The sequence below is a fragment of the Marinobacter salinisoli genome (assembly GCF_017301335.1).
GTDB classification, from domain to species: domain Bacteria; phylum Pseudomonadota; class Gammaproteobacteria; order Pseudomonadales; family Oleiphilaceae; genus Marinobacter; species Marinobacter salinisoli.
This window is the reverse complement of the sequence record NZ_CP071247.1, coordinates 2,453,228-2,470,692: the sequence shown is the minus strand read 5'-3', so window position 1 is coordinate 2,470,692 and position 17,465 is coordinate 2,453,228. Positions and strand designations below refer to the sequence as shown.

Here is a 17,465-nt window from a genome sequence, read left to right as displayed (position 1 = left end):
TGCTAGTTGTGTTTATTGATTCTGAAGGGCCTGAAGTCCCCGGGTAAGATCGGTTTTCAGGTCTTCAACTGCTTCAACACCCACTGAAATCCGTACCAGGTTCTCGGTGATACCCGCCGCCTCTTTGTCCTCAGGAGACAACCGGCCATGGGTGGTCGTGGCTGGGTGGGTGATCGTCGTCTTGACGTCACCAAGATTGGCAGTAATGGAAATCATCCGCGTGGCGTCAATAAAACGCCACGCTTCGTCTCTTCCGCCTTTCAATCGAAACGACAGAACACCTCCAAAGCCATCCTGCTGGCGCTTGGCCAGTTCGTGCTGAGGATGCTCCGGCAGCCCGGCATAAAACACCGTTTCAACTTCGGGCTGCTGTTCAAGCCATTGAGCTAACTCTAATGCATTCTCACAGTGTGCTCGCATACGGATTGGTAAGGTTTCCAATCCCTTATGAAACACCCAGGCATTGAACGGGCTCATGGTTGGCCCGGCCGAGCGAAGGAAGCCATAGACCTCCTCCATCAGTTTACCCGGACCGACCACAACACCACCGACGCAACGGCCCTGGCCGTCCAGGTACTTGGTGGCGGAGTGGATAACCACATCGGCGCCATGCTCCAGCGGTCGTTGCAGGACCGGCGTACAGAAACAGTTGTCGACCACCAGCAAAGCATCCTGCGAATGAGCGAGATCGGCAAGGGCGCGAATATCGGCCACTTCACACAGAGGATTCGACGGCGTCTCGATGAACAGCATCCGGGTAGTATCCCGGACCGCGCTCCGCCAGCCTTCGTAATCCGTGAGGCTGACGAACGAGGTTTCAACACCGAATTTTGCCAGGTATTTCTGGAACAAAACGTTAGTGGTACCAAACACACCCCGGGAACAGACTACGTGATCGCCGCTTTTGAGCAGCGCCATGCACGTGCTCAGTATGGCCGCCATACCAGAGGCCGTGGCCACCGCGCGCTCGCCACCCTCCATTGCCGCCATGCGCCCTTCAAAGGCCTGCACCGTGGGGTTGGTAAACCGTGAGTAGATATTGCCCGGCTCATCGCCGCCAAATCGGGCGGCGGCCTGGGCTGCACTGCCGTATACAAAACTGGAGGTCGGAAAAATCGGGTCGCTGTGTTCCAACTCCCCGGTACGCATCTGCCCTGCCCTCACCGCGAGGGTATCTACCGACATACCCTCCAGATCCGATTCCGGGATCCAGACATTTTCTTCACGGCGAAAGGTCATGAACAACTCCTGCTTGGGTTTCGTACGCGTTTAGTCTTCGTCGTTATGGAGGTCAATAATGCCGTTTTCATCGGACTTATTGTCACCGGCTCCGGACCGTTTGGTGTCATTGCGGGCCTCGTCCAGCCGGTCCAGATAAGACTGATCTATGTCGCCGGTGACGTACTGGCCGGTAAACACAGAACACTCCCAATCCTCAATGTCGTCATTGACATCGCTGACGCAGGTCACCAGATCCTCAAGGTCCTGGTACAGCAGCCAGTCGGCGCCAATCAACTCGCCCACTTCCTCGACGGTCCGATCATGTGCAATAAGCTCGTTGGCCGATGGCATATCGATACCGTAAACGTTCGGATAGCGAACCGGGGGAGCCGCAGAGGCAAAATACACTTTACGGGCACCGGCATCCCGGGCCATCTGGACAATTTCCTTGCAGGTTGTGCCACGCACGATGGAGTCGTCCACCAACATGACGTTCTTGTCGCGGAACTCCAGATCAATCGGATTCAGCTTTTGGCGAACCGATTTTTTGCGCATTTTCTGCCCCGGCATGATGAAGGTCCGACCGATATAGCGGTTTTTGATAAACCCTTCGCGGAACTTGACCCCGAGCCGGTGCGCCATCTGCATGGCAGAAGTTCGGCTGGTGTCCGGAATCGGCATAACTACGTCGATGTCGTGATCCGGAAACTCGCGCAGGACCTTGTCGGCCAGTGTTTCCCCCATACGCAAGCGAGCCTTGTAGACGGAAACGCCGTCCAGGATCGAATCCGGGCGCGCAAAATACACGTGCTCAAAAATACAGGGGTACAGATGTGGGTCCTGCGCGCACTGCTGGGTATACAGGGTGCCGTCGGTTTCGATGTAGACAGCCTCGCCAGGGGCGATATCCCGCACCAGGGTAAAGCCGGCCGCACTCAGCGCGACGCTTTCCGAGGCAATCATGTACTCCTTGCGACCGTCTTCAGCTTCACGCACGCCATAGCACGCAGGACGAATTCCGTTCGGGTCGCGGAAGCCCACAATGCCGTACCCGGTAATCATTGCAATAACTGCATAGGCGCCACGGCAGCGCTTGTGTACCGCCTTTACCGCGGCAAAGATTTCATCTTTGGTCGGGTTGAGTTTACCCAGCTTCTGAAGCTCATGGGCAAAGACATTGAGCAGCACTTCGGAGTCTGAATTGGTATTGATGTGACGCAGGTCGGTACGGAACAGATCCTGGCTCAGGTCGTCGGCATTGGTCAGATTGCCGTTATGAGCCAGGGTTATGCCGTAGGGACTGTTGACATAAAACGGCTGCGCCTCAGCCGAGCTTGAGCTTCCGGCGGTGGGGTAACGTACGTGCCCAATGCCCACGTTACCGACCAGACGACGCATGTGGCGGGTATGGAAAACGTCACGCACCAGCCCGTTATCCTTGCGCAGGTAAAACCGTTCATTCTGAAACGTAACGATACCCGCAGCATCCTGCCCCCGATGCTGAAGAACGGTCAGCGCATCATAGAGCGTCTGGTTGACGTTGGAGGTGCTGACGATGCCGACGATGCCACACATGAAGAAACTGTCTCCGAGCGTTAATACTGAATGTTAACTGGATGCAGCGACGGGTTCCACGACCGTCTGCTGCTGAATAGTGCTGTGCGCATCCGTGCTATCTGGCGCCGGCCCAAGGAAGCGGGCGAACTCGTCACCAAAGGTTCTTCTGGACCAGTCCTCCACCTCAGCCAGGTGGTCAATCATGACAGATTCTCGCCACCAGGTATCTTGTGCCAGCGGGGTGTACCGAGTGAACGCTATGGCCACAATAACCACCACGACACCTCTCAGAAGGCCAAAGCCCATCCCTAATACACGGTCGGTGGCCGACAGCCCGGTTGCACGAATCAGGTGGCCGATCATGTTGTTTATGATGGCACCGACGATCAGTGTACCGAAGAAGAGAATCGCAAACGCTGCAATCAGACGAACCAGCGGAGTTTCGACCGTGCTTTCCAGCAATGTCTGCATCTGTGGATGGAAGGTTCGCGCAAGAATAAACGCACCCACCCAGGTGACGAGTGACAGAGCTTCGCGAACGAAACCCCGTTTGAGACTAATCAGTGTGGATACTGTGATCAGGGTGATGATCACCCAGTCAATCCAGATCAGAGTTTCCATGAACTACCCAATGGAACAGAGGAAGCGCGAATTCTATCAGGAAACCGACAGCGGCCAAACTGCCAGCGGGCCCAATCGGGCGCGTTTGTTCGTTTATTTGTCGCCGGTTGTAACCAGACTGTTAAGGCTGAACGCCTCGTCGAGCACCCGCTTCGCGGCTTCGGCACTGGGCCGGTCCGGGAAAGGACCGCTGAAGACCCGGGTCAATGTGGCATCGCCACGCTTGATAGCTTCCAGATGGGAGCCATATCCTTTCTCTCGGACCTGATCCCGCAAGCGTCGAGCATTATCGGCATTGCCGAAACTGCCCAACTGAACCACCCAATCCCCCTCAGCAACGGGGTTCGGCACGGTGTTCGAGGATTCACCAGCAGAGGGCTGATTTGCCGCAACTTCTGGTTTTGGTCCAGGAGTGGCCGGTGCCGGATCGGGAGCAGGTTCAGAGTTCGCCGCCGGAGTCTCATCCACCTGGGGTACGCCTTCAAAGGGCGCAGGTTCATCCTCGACAATCCGGTAATCAGGCGCACTCTGACCGGGCTCCGCTGGCGATTCAGAAACATCACCAGTTGCTTGCGGCGCATTGTCGATAGGCGCCCCTGCCGCCTGATCCTCGGGTATCACAACTTCGGGGAACGGCGGCTCCTCGGGGATCTGGATTGAATTAGAGGTTCTTTCCGAGTGCGGCTCATCGAAAATCATGGGGACAAAGATAACGGCCAGCGACACCAACACCAGCGCACCGACAATTCTTTGCTTCAAGCCATCCACAATTCCACACTCCTGTCAGACGAAAAACCTGTTTTTACGGCAAGCAGATACTAACCGCGATCCCGGCGTAACACAAAGCTTCAAACTGAGCTGCCAGAACTCAGCCACCATCAGGCTCTTCAGGGTGAATTTGGCTGTGCTGAACGGGAAACTTGGCCAACAAACGCCCAATGGAAGCGCGCATATCCAGCCGATCAATCACCATGTCCACCGCGCCATGCTTGAGAAGGTGATCGGCATCCCTGAGTTGAGCGCCGCCATCCCCCGCCTCCTGCTCAAGCAATGCCAACGGCGCCATACTAACCTTCACGCCGGATTCAGCAATATTCAGATCGCCAAGCACAGCAAGGCTGGCCCACACCTCCCCGGATACGCGGTTGGCCAGCACTGAAATGTAGGGAATCCCCTCCCGACGAAGTTTTTCGACGGCGGCGGCTGTCTTGGCCATTTGCATGAGTGCGCCAATGCCTTCTTCCAGCCGAGCGCCCTCACTGGCCGAAAAACAAACCAGAGGCAACCGATCTTCGAGCGCCTTGCTGGCCGCCCGGGCAAAGAGGTCACCCACAACCGCCCCCATGGTGCCACCCATAAAACCGTACTCGAAAGCGCAGGCAATAACAGGCGTTCCGTGGCACGCTCCCTTCATCACAACCATCGATTCCTGTTCACCGGTGCGCCGCTGCGCCAGCGCATGCTCTTCCGCATACTGGTTTGAAGCACGTGCCGTTCTCGGCACTGCCGGGTAATCCCCCGCAAAAAGCTCCTCGCGATCGTTTTCATCTAGAAATTCATCCAGTCGCCGCCGCGCTGAAGGGTGGGCAAGCAACGCTCTGGCTTCGGCAACCGTGAAGAAAGAACCAAACACGATAACAGTGTCGCCCGGGCTGGCTTCCGCGAGCGCCGAACGTATCGCGTCGGTCACGGTGCCTGCCTGCTCAGCGCACATAATCCCTAGCTCCCCGGCGCGCTGGAAGAGCTCAATGGCAGATAGTCCCCGGGGCACATCCAGCCCAGATAACCACCATCGATCGACGATTGACTTCATTGCAGCGAAGACACCATCGATGTCCTTGTCCGCCAGCGCTGCATAGACGGCGAGCACCCGGTGACCGGAATGCTTTCGTGGCATTAAACGACTAGCCAGCCAGCGCGCTGCATGGGGGTTGTGGCCAACATCAACGAACACCGCCGGCCGCTCTCCCAGTTGCTCGAATCGGCCTGGCACCCTGAGACCCGCCAGGGCTTTCTCGATGAACCGCTCCGTGATGTCCGGTTCAAGACGACGCATTGCCACGACGGCGGCGGCAACACTCGACACGGGCAAAGGTCCGTCCGGCAACTCGACCTGCCAGCCCCCGATCTGAAGCAAGACACTGGGCACAGGACTGCCAGTGATTCCCCGGGCCTCCTCCAGATGGTAGTCACGCCCGACCAGCGCCAGCTCGACCTTCTGCGCCTCAGCCTGCTGGAGCACGGATTTTGGCGGGTCCGTGTCAGCGCAGACGGCGGGAATCCCCGGGCGCAGAATACCGGCCTTTTCGAAACCAATCGCTTCCCGGTTATCGCCCAGGAACGCGACGTGATCAATATCCACCGAGGTGATGATTGCAAGGTCGGGATCCAGAACGTTGACGGCGTCAAGCCGGCCACCAAGCCCCACTTCCAGAATCCAGTCTTCGACACCCGCGGCATCGAAAACCACAAAGGCCGCCAACGTTCCGAACTCAAAATACGTCAGCGAGACATTCCGGCGGGCCTCTTCCACACGCTCGAAAGCTGCCACCAGACGACGATCTTCCACATCTCGCCCGTTCAGGCGGACGCGCTCGTTATAGACCTGGAGATGAGGAGATGTATATGCACCGGCCTTGCGACCGCTCGCCAGCAGCAAACGTTCAATGGTGGCAACGGTACTGCCTTTGCCATTGGTACCGGCAACCGTGATGATCCGCGCGTCCGGCTTCCTGGGGAATAGCCTGCGCAAAACAACAAGAACGCGGTCGAGGCCCAGATCGATTTCGGTGGGATGAATGGCCTCCAGGTAGGCAAGCCACTCGTTAACGGTGGCCCCGGCGCCCGGTGCTACGGGCGGCCGGGAATCATGCTTATTCGATCTCGCCATTGGCTTCCGGCATTTCCGTGACTTCAAATTCAATGGGCTCTTCCGTGCCCGGCCGTTCTGCCGCGGTAAATTTTGCCAACAGGTGCGCAATGCGCTCACGCATCTGATGGCGATGCAGGATCATATCGATCGCACCGTGGTCCAGCAGAAACTCGCTTCGCTGGAAACCCTCGGGCAGCTTTTCCCGCACAGTCTGTTCAATGACTCGCGGGCCCGCAAAACCAATCAACGAGTTAGGTTCAGCGATGTTCAGATCGCCCAACATGGCAAGGCTCGCGGACACACCACCGAACACGGGATCGGTCATGACCGACACATAGGGTATGCCCTCCTGCTTCATGCGCTCGAGCACCGCTGCGGTCTTGGACATTTGCATCAGCGACAGGATGGCCTCCTGCATACGCGCCCCGCCACTGGCAGAGAAGCACACCAGAGGAATGCGCTGCTCAAGGGCCACATTCGCTGCCTGAACGAACTTTTCGCCCACAACCTGCCCCATGGAGCCGCCCAGGAAGTTAAACTCGAACGCACAAGCCACCAGAGGCACACCGAGGGTGGCACCTCGCATGGCGATCAGCGCGTCTTTCTCGCCTGTCGACTTCTGGGCCTGCGACAATCGGTCCTTGTAACGCTTGCTATCCTTGAACTTCAGGCGATCCCAAGGCTCCAGGTCAGTGCCAATCTCTTCCCGGCCATCAGCATCAAGGAAGATATCAAGGCGTCGACGGGCGCCAACCCTCAGGTGGTGATTGCATTTCGGACAAACATCGAGATTTTTCTCAAGCTCCGGCTTGTACAGAAAGGCGCCGCACTTGGGGCATTTCTTCCACAGCCCCTCCGGCACACCGGTTCGCTGCTTGGATTCCGAGCGGATCTTGCTCGGCATGATTTTGTCCAGCCAGTTACTCATGTTTTCATCCTGTCCTTTGATGCCGTCCAGCCTGGAGCGCCTTGGCTCAGGAACTCAGGCTGTCCAGTGCTTCTCGCATCGGTTGCAACAGATCCGCCAGCGCACGTTTCAACTGCGCGGTATCTGCCTGATTTCTGGCAATTGTATCGACTAGGACACTTCCAACAATTACACCATCGGATACCCGTCCTACCGCGGCAGCTGTCTCAGCATCCCGAATACCGAATCCAACACCCACCGGAAGCGCTGTCAGCTCGTGGATATGGCTCACACGGGAGGCAACTTCCTCCACATTGAGTTTGCCAGCCCCGGTCACGCCCTTGAATGAAACATAGTACACATAGCCGGAACAGTACTCGCTGATCGCGCGGATGCGGTCATCCGTGGTGGTGGGCGACAGCAGAAAAATCGCATCAAGATGTCGCTCGGTGAACAGCGGAGCGACTTCGTCAGCCTCCTCAGGCGGCAGATCGACCGTCAGCACGCCATCGACCCCGGAATCCCGGGCCGCGTCTGCAAACGCCTCATATCCCATAGCCTCCATGGGGTTGAGGTAGCCCATCAGAACGATGGGCGTGTCAGCATCCTTCGCGCGAAACTCCTTGACCATTGCCAGGACCTGACGCAGCGAAGTGCCATGCGCAAGTGCCCTCTCGCATGCAAGCTGTATAACCGGGCCATCCGCCATAGGATCAGAAAAGGGTACGCCCAGTTCAATAATGTCCGCACCCGCTTCGACCAGCGTGTGCATCAGGTCAACGGTTGCACCGGGATTCGGGTCACCCGCGGTGATATAGGGAATCAGCGCTTTACGGCCCTGCCCTTTGAGGGTTTTCAGAACTCCTTCAATTCGGCTCATGCCTGTCCTGCTCCTGTTACTGCCTCAGATCTCGATGCCTTCCAATTGGGCAACCGTGTTGATGTCTTTATCGCCTCGACCGGAGACGTTGATAACAACGCTCTGATCCTTGTCCATGGTCGCGGCCAGCTTGATGGCGTAAGCAACCGCATGGGCGGTCTCGAGGGCCGGCATGATGCCTTCAACACGGGTCAGACGGCGAAACCCTTCCATAGCCTCGTCATCAGTGACCGAGACATAGTGAGCCCGACCGATGTCCTTGAGCCAGCTATGTTCCGGCCCGACACCAGGATAATCCAGGCCAGCGCTCACCGAATGAGTGCCCGCGATCTGTCCGTTTTCATCTTCCATCAGGTAGGTCCGATTGCCGTGGAGCACGCCCGGACGCCCGGCGCAAAGCGGCGCAGCGTGCTTTCCGGTTTCGATACCCAGGCCACCGGCTTCAACGCCGTACAGACTCACGGATTCATCGGCGAGGAACGGGTAAAACATTCCAATGGCATTGGAGCCGCCTCCCACGCACGCCACCAGCGCATCCGGCAGCTTACCGGTTTTCTCCAACGCCTGCCGGCGCGTTTCGCGGCCGATGACTGACTGGAAATCTCGCACCAGCAAGGGATAAGGATGCGGGCCCGCTACAGTGCCGATGATATAAAACGTCTCGTCGACGTTGGTCACCCAGTCACGCATGGCATCGTTCATGGCGTCTTTGAGGGTTTTGGTTCCGCTCTGAACCGGATGCACGGTGGCGCCCAGAAGCTTCATTCGGAACACGTTGAGCGACTGCCGCTGAACGTCCTCGGCACCCATAAACACATGACACTCCAGACCAAGCCGGGCACAGACCGTTGCAGTGGCAACACCGTGCTGGCCAGCGCCGGTTTCCGCAATGACCCGCTTTTTGCCCAGGAAACTGGCCAGCAGTGCCTGGCCGATAGTGTTGTTCACCTTATGAGCGCCGGTGTGACACAAATCTTCCCGTTTCAGCCAGATTTGTGCGCCACCGGTTTCCCGCGTCAGGCGCTCGGCGAAATACAAAGGCGTGGGCCGGCCCACGTAGTCCGCCAGTTCTTTATCGAAACGGGCCTGGAATTCCGGATCCTTTTTCATGCGCAGGTATTCTTTCTCCAGCGTCATCAAGGAGTCCATCAGTGTTTCGGAAACAAACCGGCCTCCGAAGGGTCCGAAGTGTCCCCTCGCATCCGGTAATGCGTTCAGCATTTCTTCAGTCAGTTTTACAGACACGGCGAACCTCTTTCATGAAATTGAACATTCTACTTCTGTCCTTGATCCCTTTCTGTTTCTCAACGCCCCCACTGACATCCACGGCCCACGGCTGGACCTGCTCGATGGCGCGAAGTACGTTATCAGATGACAGACCACCGGCCAATATCAACGGCATAGGCCGGTTTTGAGGAATAAGGTTCCAGTTAAACGATTGCCCTGTGCCACCGTAGCGCTCAGGATCCCACGCGTCTACCAGTATCCCACAGGCCATGTGAAAGTCGGAAAATGCCTGCTCGATCTGGCCATCTGTTTTCACTCGGATTGCCTTGATCCAGCGACGATTGAATTGATTGCAGAATTCCGGTGTTTCATCCCCGTGAAACTGCAACAGGTCCAACGGGACCCGCTCAATAACATTACGAACGAAAGCCTCGGTAGGGTTCACGAACAGCCCGACCAGCGACACGAAGGCCGGAACGTAGCGCGCCAGTTCCGCAGCCTGTTCAGCAGTCACCGACCTGGGGCTTGGCTCGTAAAACACCAGACCCACAGCATCTGCACCACTTTCCACCGCGCCCCGGATGTCCTCGGCGCGCGTCAGCCCGCAGATTTTTGCTCGAACATTCATGACACAGGCCTCTGCTTGATATGAATATGGCTTGGCGGAATTGGCCGATTCTCTTCTGCTGTAAACCAGGGCCGCAGAAAGCCCGGGCCGCACTCCGCTTCGGGAATCCCACACTCTGCAGGGTAACCCACATCCACCAGGTACAACCCATGTGCAGGGCCCGTCACACCCGCCAGAGTTCGATCCCGCGCTTCCAGCACCTGCCCCAACCAGTCCACGGATTGTTCACCGGTACCGACCGCCATGAGGGCGCCAGCGATGTTTCGCACCATATGGTGCAAAAACGCGTTGGCCTGAATATCAATCACCACGAAGCTGCCTTTTCGGAGCACCGAGATCCGCTCCAGGAATCGAACCGGGGTCCGTGACTGACAACCCGCTGCTCGAAACGATGTGAAATCATGCTCTCCAACCAAAGCTTGCGCCGCCTGGTGCATCCGCGCGTCATCCAGCGGTCGGAAAGTCCAGCTCACCTGCCCACGCAGAATGCCGGGACGAACCGGGTTGTTATAAATCACATAGCGGTAGCGCCGATACGTTGCCGAAAACCGGGCGTGGAAATCGTCATTGCCATTTCCCGCCCAATGAACCGCAATATCGCCAGGCAAAGCGGTATTGATGCCCATAACCCAGGAACGCCGGTTTCGTATTGACTCGGTTTCGAAGTGGGCAATCTGAAAACTGGCATGAACGCCCGCATCCGTGCGCCCGGCGCACACCAGATCGACAGGATGGTTGGCAACTTTCGCCACCGCTTTGGCCAGATCCCCTTCGACCGATCGAACGCCGGACTTCTGGAACTGCCAGCCGTGAAATTCACGGCCATCGTATTCGAACGCAATGGCCACACGGCCATTGCCGATCGCGTTGTCCGTGCTGAGAGGTTGTGATTCGAGAAACAAGCGCTGGCCCGATTTTTTCTGCTGACAAACGAAAGCGCCGGCTCACTCGGGAACAGAACCCGGTGGCCGGCGCGGTTTACCTGACCGATCGATTATAACGAATCAGGCAAGATTTTTAAGGAGATCCTGCGCTTCGGATTTCTGCTCCTCATTACCCTCCAGAGATACTTCCTCAAGGATATCGCGGGCACCGTCGGCGTCACCCATCTCCATATAGGCACGAGCCAGATCCAGCTTCGTGGCCGCCTCATCGGTACCAGCCAGGAAGTCGAAGTCGTCATCCTCACCAAGATCGCCTTCATCGATATCCGCGACTGCCGAGGATTTGGCCCGTGCATCAATCGTGTCGGAGGTCACCGGAACTTCCGGCTCTTCAAGACTATCCAGAGATGCCAGAGCTTCCAGTTCCTCCGCCGCCGCGACTTCCTCTTCCGCGCTATCTGTCGCAGCATCGGATTCCGGCACAAGCGTATCTTCCAGACTCAAACTCTCATCCAGTGCCGAAGCTGAAGCCTGTTCCTCGGTGCCGCTGTCTGAAGCCTCGGAGAATTCCTCCATCAAGGCGAGATCTTCGTCGGAAACATCCAGCTCCAATTCGTCCAGACCACCCTCTTCGGAGCTTGAATCTCCGACTGCTTCGCCTTCACCGGCAACCTTATCCAGCTCGGCGTCCAGCTCATCCAGGAAGGACTCGTCCAGCGATTCCAGACCGCTGTCGTCTTCTAGCGACTCAACTTCAAGAGACGCCTTTTCAGACTGACTATCCCCGAGGTCGAAATCGAGACTCCGCTCAAGACTGTCCAGCTCAGACTCAACGCTCTCGCCGGCCTCCTCAAGCTCGAAGTCCAGTGAGCCGGAATCTTCCTCGGTTTGCATAGAGAGGGAACCAAACTCGGCCTCATCGTCCCCCTTACCAGCCTCTGGCGCCTCTTCTGGCTCAAGAGACAAGTCGGACAGATCGAATTCGATAGCCTCGTCCGCGCTGGCCTGACCAGCTTCTTGCGGCTCCTGGCTTTGCGAATCAGCCTTCCGGTCTTCAACCTCGTTTAAATCGAAGTTGGCGAAGTCGGAGTCCAGCGCGCCAAACTCGTCTTCGACCTTCTCTTCTTGTTGCGCGTCGTACTGATCAGCCAGCAACTCGTCAGAGAGATGCGTTTCGGCTCCAGCGTCCGCAGCAGAGGCGAAGTCAGCGTTGGATTCGTCGACGGCGGCACCAAACGAGTCAGAGCGCAACTGCGACTCCAGGTCATCGATGCTCGGGATGGCCTCCGCATCGTCGAGGCTGGCACGCAGTTCCTGCGCTACGGCCATTGCCTGATCGTCATTCAGCGACTCGAGCTCCGCGTACTGCTTGTCGAAAGACGCCTGATTCTGTATTTCCGCATAAATGCCCAGCAGTTTAAGCCGGAGATCGGTACGGCTGGGCTCGCGTGAAATGGCCTCTTCCAGCGCTTGCGCCGCCTGGTCGTGACGACCGAAGGCAAGGTAGTTATCAGCTTCTGCAATCGCGCTGTCGTTAGCAGATTCCTGCGGCTCGTCATCCAGACTCAGCTCAAAATCATCGTCTTCCGCTGTATCGGAATCTTGATTCAGCTGCTCATAGAATGCTTTCTCACGATTCGCATTGCGCCGCGCCACCACCAGCAGCAGGAGCAACAGGAGAATCAAGCCACCACCGAGCGCAACCTGGTACAGCATGTTGCTCTTGATGGCTTCGATAATGCCCGCAATCGGGCCTTTGTCATCGACCGGAGCACTCGCTGTTGATGGCTGTGCAGGTTCAGTGACCTGGCTGGTTTGCGCAACCATCGGCGCAGTTTCCGCTGGCTGCGATCCCACCTCGGTTTCGGCCTGCGAGGCTACTTCGGATGCAGGTTCGACCTCAGAACCCTGCTCATCGGATCCGGCACCAGCCTCCACCGCTGAAACTTCGGCCTCGCCAGCAAGCTCTTCAGCATCAGCTTCCAGATCGGCGGAAACCGCTTCACTTTCCACCGCAGCCTCATCCAGGCCTTCCCCGGCAGCTTCCTCAGCTGAGAGTTCGGCTGCGGCCGTTTCTGCTTCAGCAGAATCGCCGGCACCGTCCGTCGCAATCGATTCGTCAGCACCTTCGGCGTTGGCGGGGCTTGCGTCGGCGCCCTCAACTTTACTGCCTTGCGGTGTTTCGCCGTTCGCCGGCGCGTCACCAACAGGCTGGCCCTCTTGATCCTGTGTCATGCTCTGAAGATCAGCCAACTGACTGTTCTTCAGCTCAATAAGGCGCTGCAGCGTTTCGATCTGGCCTTCAAGGTCCTGAACGCGACCACTCAACTCCTCATTTTCGCGACGAGCACTTTCGAGTTCCTCCAGGGCCACGGCCGCACCTGCGTCGACGCCGCCAGACAGCTGTCCATCACCTCCGGCAGAACCACCATCGTTCGCTTCCCGGGATCCGGCCTCTGCAACCACCAGCTTAAGCTCATCACCACCAGACTGCGCCTGGGACGTAGCTTCCGCCAGAGCAACCTGAGTATCGGTCGCATCTACCGTACGCTGAGGAGACTGGAACTCGCGATTCTGCTGGCCAACCATCCGGGTGACTTCGGCACGGGAACGACTCTGAATCTGCTCGAGGGTCGGAACACGAAGCACTTCGCCGCGCTTGAGGCGATTGATATTTCCGCCAATAAACGAATCCGGATTGAGGTCCTGGATGGCAATCATCACCTGCTGGGTTGTCACGCTGTTGTTCGGACGAATCCGCTCAGCGATGGCCCAGAGAGTATCAGAGGAACCTGTCGGGCCGAGGGTGTTGGCTTGATAGCCACGACCCAGCGATGCTTCAGCCTCCGCCTGGCGACGAACAGATTCCTGACTGCGGGATTCAGAAGACTGGGGAGCAGCTGCCGTGCTGGTTGGCGCACTTACACTTTCCTGGACGCCGGAATCTTCGGCATAGACGGGGGGATCGACCAGAACGGCATATTCGCGCATCAAACGGCCGCTTGGCCAGGTCAATTCAAGAAGGAAGTTCAGGTACGGTTCACGCAGGGGCTCACGGGAAAACACCCTCACCGCCAGCGAACCATCGTTTTGCGTAACAACCTGGAACCGCAGCTTACTCAGAAACTGATTACGGCTCAGACCCACGGTTTCATAGGCCGATTCTGGCGCTATGTTCACAAATACATCAGTCGGATCCACACCGCGACTTTGGGGAAGACGAATCTCCGCATCCAAAGGCTCATTCAGATAGGACTGAAGTTCAATCTCTCCCAGCCCCAAGGCTTGTGCGACGCCGGACCCGAGCCCTCCCGCCAGAGCCAGGGCAACCGCAAGCTTGCGTACCTTCATGCTTTTTCCTTTCCAGTCTCCGTTATTCTCTACTGCTTCTTAAAACAGAATCGGACGAGGTTGGATGACTTTCGTCTAGACAGCTCTAATTATTATGTCGAATTCTTAATTTTCGTCGGGCCAGTATTGTTGATAACGCCCTTTGAATCAATCAATCAGGGGCTAGATTTGTACCAATTTTTTACAAACCACGTGGAACTTGTTATTTGAGCGCAAAATAACAGGGGCGGAGGCTGACGTCAGCCTCCGCCCCTAGGCGGTTTTGTTAAAACCGGACCCAGTTGGCAATACTCAGCCCCCGGGTAACATTTCTTAACGTTCCTGCAAGATCCGAAGCATGCGGCGCAGGGGCTCAGCAGCCCCCCACAGCAACTGATCGCCCACGGTGAATGCCGAAATATACTCCGGCCCCATCGCCAGCTTGCGAATACGACCAATCGGGACACTCAAAGTGCCGGTAACCTTCGCAGGTGTCAGCTCTTCCATGGTGGCATCCCGGTCGTTCGGAATCACTTTGACCCAGTCGTTCGACTTGGCAAGAATGCTCTCGATTTCAGTAACGGAAAGATCCTTCTTGAGCTTGATCGTCAATGCCTGACTGTGAGAGCGCATGGCACCGACGCGAACACAGATGCCGTCGATTGGAATCGGATTGTCGCTGCGACCAAGAATCTTGTTGGTTTCAACACCCGCCTTCCATTCTTCCTTGCTCATGCCGTTGTCGAGCTGCTTGTCGATAAACGGAATCAGGCTGCCCGCCAGAGGAACACCAAAATGCTCGGTCGGGAAATCTCCACCGCGCATGGTCTCGGTGACCTTGCGATCGATTTCAAGGATCGCTGAGGACGGGTCCGCCAATTCAGAAGACACGCTGTCTTTCAGCGCCCCCATCTGATTCAACAGCTCACGCATGTTCTGTGCGCCGGAACCGGAGGCCGCCTGATAGGTCATCGGCGATACCCACTCAATCAGATCCTGCTCCAGCAACCCACCAAGGGCCAGCATCATCAAACTGACGGTACAGTTACCACCGATGAAGTCTTTTACACCCTTGTCGAGCGCCCCATCAATCACGTTTCTGTTAACGGGATCCAGGACAATCACGGAGTGATCCGCCATTCGCAAAGTGGATGCGGCATCAATCCAGTACCCCTGCCAGCCTGCGTCTCTTAGTGGCTGGAACACCTTGGAGGTGTAATCGCCACCCTGGCAGGTAACGATGACATCCATGGTTTTCAGGGTGTCAATGTCGAAGGCGTCCTGCAGAGGCGGAACGCCATCTTTGCCAACATCCGGAGCCGGTTTCCCGGTCTGGGAGGTGGAAAAAAATACCGGATCGATATCGGCAAAATCGTTTTCTTCACGCATACGCTGCATGAGGACAGAGCCCACCATGCCACGCCAGCCTACAAGTCCAACTCGCTTCATTTGCGACCTTTGAATCTCGTACTGTGCCCGCCCCTTGCCTGTATCGCTGACTGGGACAGGATGAATGATTCCGCGGCAACCGCATGTTGTTGCCGTCGGCTCTCAACTACACCAGGGCTGGCCCTACAACGCGGCCAAAACAGCGTCACCCATTTCGCGAGTCGACACCTTGCGACCACCATCAGCCATAATATCGGCTGTGCGCAGCCCCTGGTCGAGCACCTTGCTGACGGCCGTTTCGATTGCCTGAGCAGCCTCTTCTTCTTCCAGGCTGTAACGCAGCATCATGGCCGCACTCAGAATCGTCGCCAGCGGGTTGGCAATGCCTTTTCCTGCAATATCCGGCGCGGAACCATGGCAGGGCTCATACATCCCCTGCTTTTCCGAGTTCAGCGACGCAGACGGCAACATACCAATAGAACCGGTCAGCATGGCAGCTTCGTCCGAAAGGATATCACCAAACATATTGCCAGTCACAATCACGTCGAACTGCTTGGGCGCCTTAACCAGCTGCATGGCGGCGTTGTCCACGTACATGTGTGACAATTCTACATCGGGATATTCCCGCTGCAGATCATTCATGATTTCACGCCACAAAACAGTCACTTCCAGAACATTCGCCTTATCCACCGAGCACAGCTTTTTACCGCGCTGACGGGCGGCTTCAAAGGCGACGCGTCCGATGCGGCGGACCTCGGTTTCGGTGTACGCGTAAGTGTTGTAACCCTGACGCTCACCGCTTTCGAGCTGACGCACGCCGCGCGGCTGACCAAAGTAAATCCCACCAGTCAGCTCCCGCACGATCATGATATCCAGGCCCGAAACCACTTCCGGTTTGAGCGACGACGCCGACGCCAGTTGCGGGTAAAGAATCGCAGGGCGAAGATTGGCGAACAGCTCCAGATTCGAGCGCAATCCAAGCAACCCTTTCTCAGGCCGTTTGGCCATCGGCAACCCGTCCCACTTCGGGCCACCAACCGCGCCAAGAAGAATCGCATCAGACTGCCTGGCTTTCTCAAGCGTCTCATCCGGAAGCGGGCTATCAGCCGCATCAATGGCCGCACCACCAACGAGCCCCTGCTCAAATTCGATACCAAGCCCGAATTTCTCGTTAACCTTTTTGAGGACCTTGTCCGCCTCTGCGACAATTTCCGGCCCGATACCGTCACCCGGTAACATCAATACACTTCTGGACATTTTCACTTCCTGTTTGAAATCGCGTCTATTTATTCACAATCAGCTTGAAGCACGAAAGAGCCACGGTGCGGTCTTGCGTCGGGCCTCCTCATAAGCCTGGATGGCGTCCGCATCTTCCAGAGTGACACCAATGTCATCGAGCCCGTTCAGCAGGCAGTGGCGGCGAAAGTCATCGACCTCGAAGGAAAAGCTCTCTCCGGACGGCGTCCTGACGGATTTCGCCTCCAGATCCACCTCCAGCGCATAGCCCGCATTGTCTTCCACTTCACGGAACATCTGGTCAACAACTTTCTCAGGCAAAACAATCGGCAACAAGCCATTCTTGAAGCAGTTGTTGTAGAAAATATCGGCAAAGCTCGGGGCAATAATTACCCGAAATCCGTAGTCTTCAAGCGCCCATGGCGCATGCTCACGGCTTGAGCCGCAACCAAAATTGGTCCGCGCCAGCAGCACACCGGCCCCCTGGTAGCGCTCCTGATTCAGCACAAAATCCGGATTCACCGGCCGGGATGCACAATCCTGATCCGGCTTACCCTCATCCAGATACCGCAATTCATCGAACAGGTTCTGACCGAAACCGGTGCGCTTGATGGACTTCAGAAACTGTTTTGGAATGATCATGTCCGTGTCAACGTTGGCACGGTCCATCGGGGCAACCAGCCCTTTATATTGAGTAAAAGCGCGCATGGTGT

At 57.0% G+C, this 17,465-nt stretch carries 14 protein-coding genes; all 14 read right to left on the bottom strand.

The window, feature by feature from the left end; genetic code table 11:
• Positions 1 to 12: 12 nt before the first annotated feature.
• Positions 13 to 1,239 carry an O-succinylhomoserine sulfhydrylase gene (locus LPB19_RS11175; protein WP_206642981.1) on the bottom strand — a complete coding sequence of 409 codons (1,227 nt, stop codon included), beginning with the start codon at positions 1,237 to 1,239 and terminating at the stop codon, positions 13 to 15.
• Positions 1,240 to 1,269: 30 nt separating this feature from the next.
• Positions 1,270 to 2,796 (bottom strand): amidophosphoribosyltransferase, encoded by a 1,527-nt coding sequence (gene purF / locus LPB19_RS11170; RefSeq protein WP_206642980.1) that lies wholly within the window; start codon positions 2,794 to 2,796, stop codon positions 1,270 to 1,272.
• 33 nt (positions 2,797 to 2,829) lie between these two features.
• Entirely contained in the window at positions 2,830 to 3,399 is a 570-nt protein-coding gene (locus tag LPB19_RS11165) for a CvpA family protein (protein WP_206642979.1), read from the bottom strand.
• Positions 3,400 to 3,492: 93 nt separating this feature from the next.
• Entirely contained in the window at positions 3,493 to 4,167 is a 675-nt protein-coding gene (locus tag LPB19_RS11160) for an SPOR domain-containing protein (protein ID WP_206642978.1), read from the bottom strand.
• Between the two features lie 100 nt (positions 4,168 to 4,267).
• On the bottom strand, positions 4,268 to 6,289 hold the full coding sequence (folC, locus tag LPB19_RS17180; protein ID WP_206642977.1) for a bifunctional tetrahydrofolate synthase/dihydrofolate synthase: 2,022 nt from the start codon (positions 6,287 to 6,289) through the stop codon (positions 4,268 to 4,270).
• On the bottom strand, positions 6,273 to 7,199 hold the full coding sequence (gene accD, locus LPB19_RS11150) for an acetyl-CoA carboxylase, carboxyltransferase subunit beta (protein WP_206642976.1): 927 nt from the start codon (positions 7,197 to 7,199) through the stop codon (positions 6,273 to 6,275). Before accD ends, folC begins: the two co-directional genes overlap by 17 nt.
• A gap of 46 nt (positions 7,200 to 7,245) precedes the next feature.
• Entirely contained in the window at positions 7,246 to 8,058 is an 813-nt protein-coding gene (gene trpA / locus LPB19_RS11145) for a tryptophan synthase subunit alpha (protein ID WP_206642975.1), read from the bottom strand.
• 24 nt (positions 8,059 to 8,082) lie between these two features.
• On the bottom strand, positions 8,083 to 9,291 hold the full coding sequence (gene trpB / locus LPB19_RS11140) for a tryptophan synthase subunit beta (RefSeq protein WP_407943960.1): 1,209 nt from the start codon (positions 9,289 to 9,291) through the stop codon (positions 8,083 to 8,085).
• Complete coding sequence (locus LPB19_RS11135) at positions 9,284 to 9,913, bottom strand: phosphoribosylanthranilate isomerase (RefSeq protein ID WP_206642974.1); 630 nt, start codon at positions 9,911 to 9,913, stop codon at positions 9,284 to 9,286. Before LPB19_RS11135 ends, trpB begins: the two co-directional genes overlap by 8 nt.
• On the bottom strand, positions 9,910 to 10,815 hold the full coding sequence (gene truA, locus LPB19_RS11130; protein ID WP_206642973.1) for a tRNA pseudouridine(38-40) synthase TruA: 906 nt from the start codon (positions 10,813 to 10,815) through the stop codon (positions 9,910 to 9,912). Before truA ends, LPB19_RS11135 begins: the two co-directional genes overlap by 4 nt.
• 102 nt (positions 10,816 to 10,917) lie before the next feature.
• The gene (locus tag LPB19_RS11125) at positions 10,918 to 14,148 is read right to left on the bottom strand and encodes a FimV/HubP family polar landmark protein (RefSeq protein WP_206642972.1); all 3,231 of its coding nucleotides are present in this window, start codon (positions 14,146 to 14,148) and stop codon (positions 10,918 to 10,920) included.
• 312 nt (positions 14,149 to 14,460) lie between these two features.
• Entirely contained in the window at positions 14,461 to 15,576 is a 1,116-nt protein-coding gene (gene asd / locus LPB19_RS11120; protein ID WP_206642971.1) for an aspartate-semialdehyde dehydrogenase, read from the bottom strand.
• A 123-nt stretch (positions 15,577 to 15,699) separates the two neighbouring features.
• Positions 15,700 to 16,773: a 3-isopropylmalate dehydrogenase gene (leuB, locus tag LPB19_RS11115; RefSeq protein WP_206642970.1), complete on the bottom strand. Its 1,074-nt coding sequence runs from the start codon at positions 16,771 to 16,773 to the stop codon at positions 15,700 to 15,702.
• A 39-nt stretch (positions 16,774 to 16,812) separates the two neighbouring features.
• Positions 16,813 to 17,460, bottom strand: a complete 648-nt coding sequence (gene leuD, locus LPB19_RS11110; protein WP_206642969.1) for a 3-isopropylmalate dehydratase small subunit — start codon at positions 17,458 to 17,460, stop codon at positions 16,813 to 16,815.
• Positions 17,461 to 17,465 lie beyond the last annotated feature (5 nt).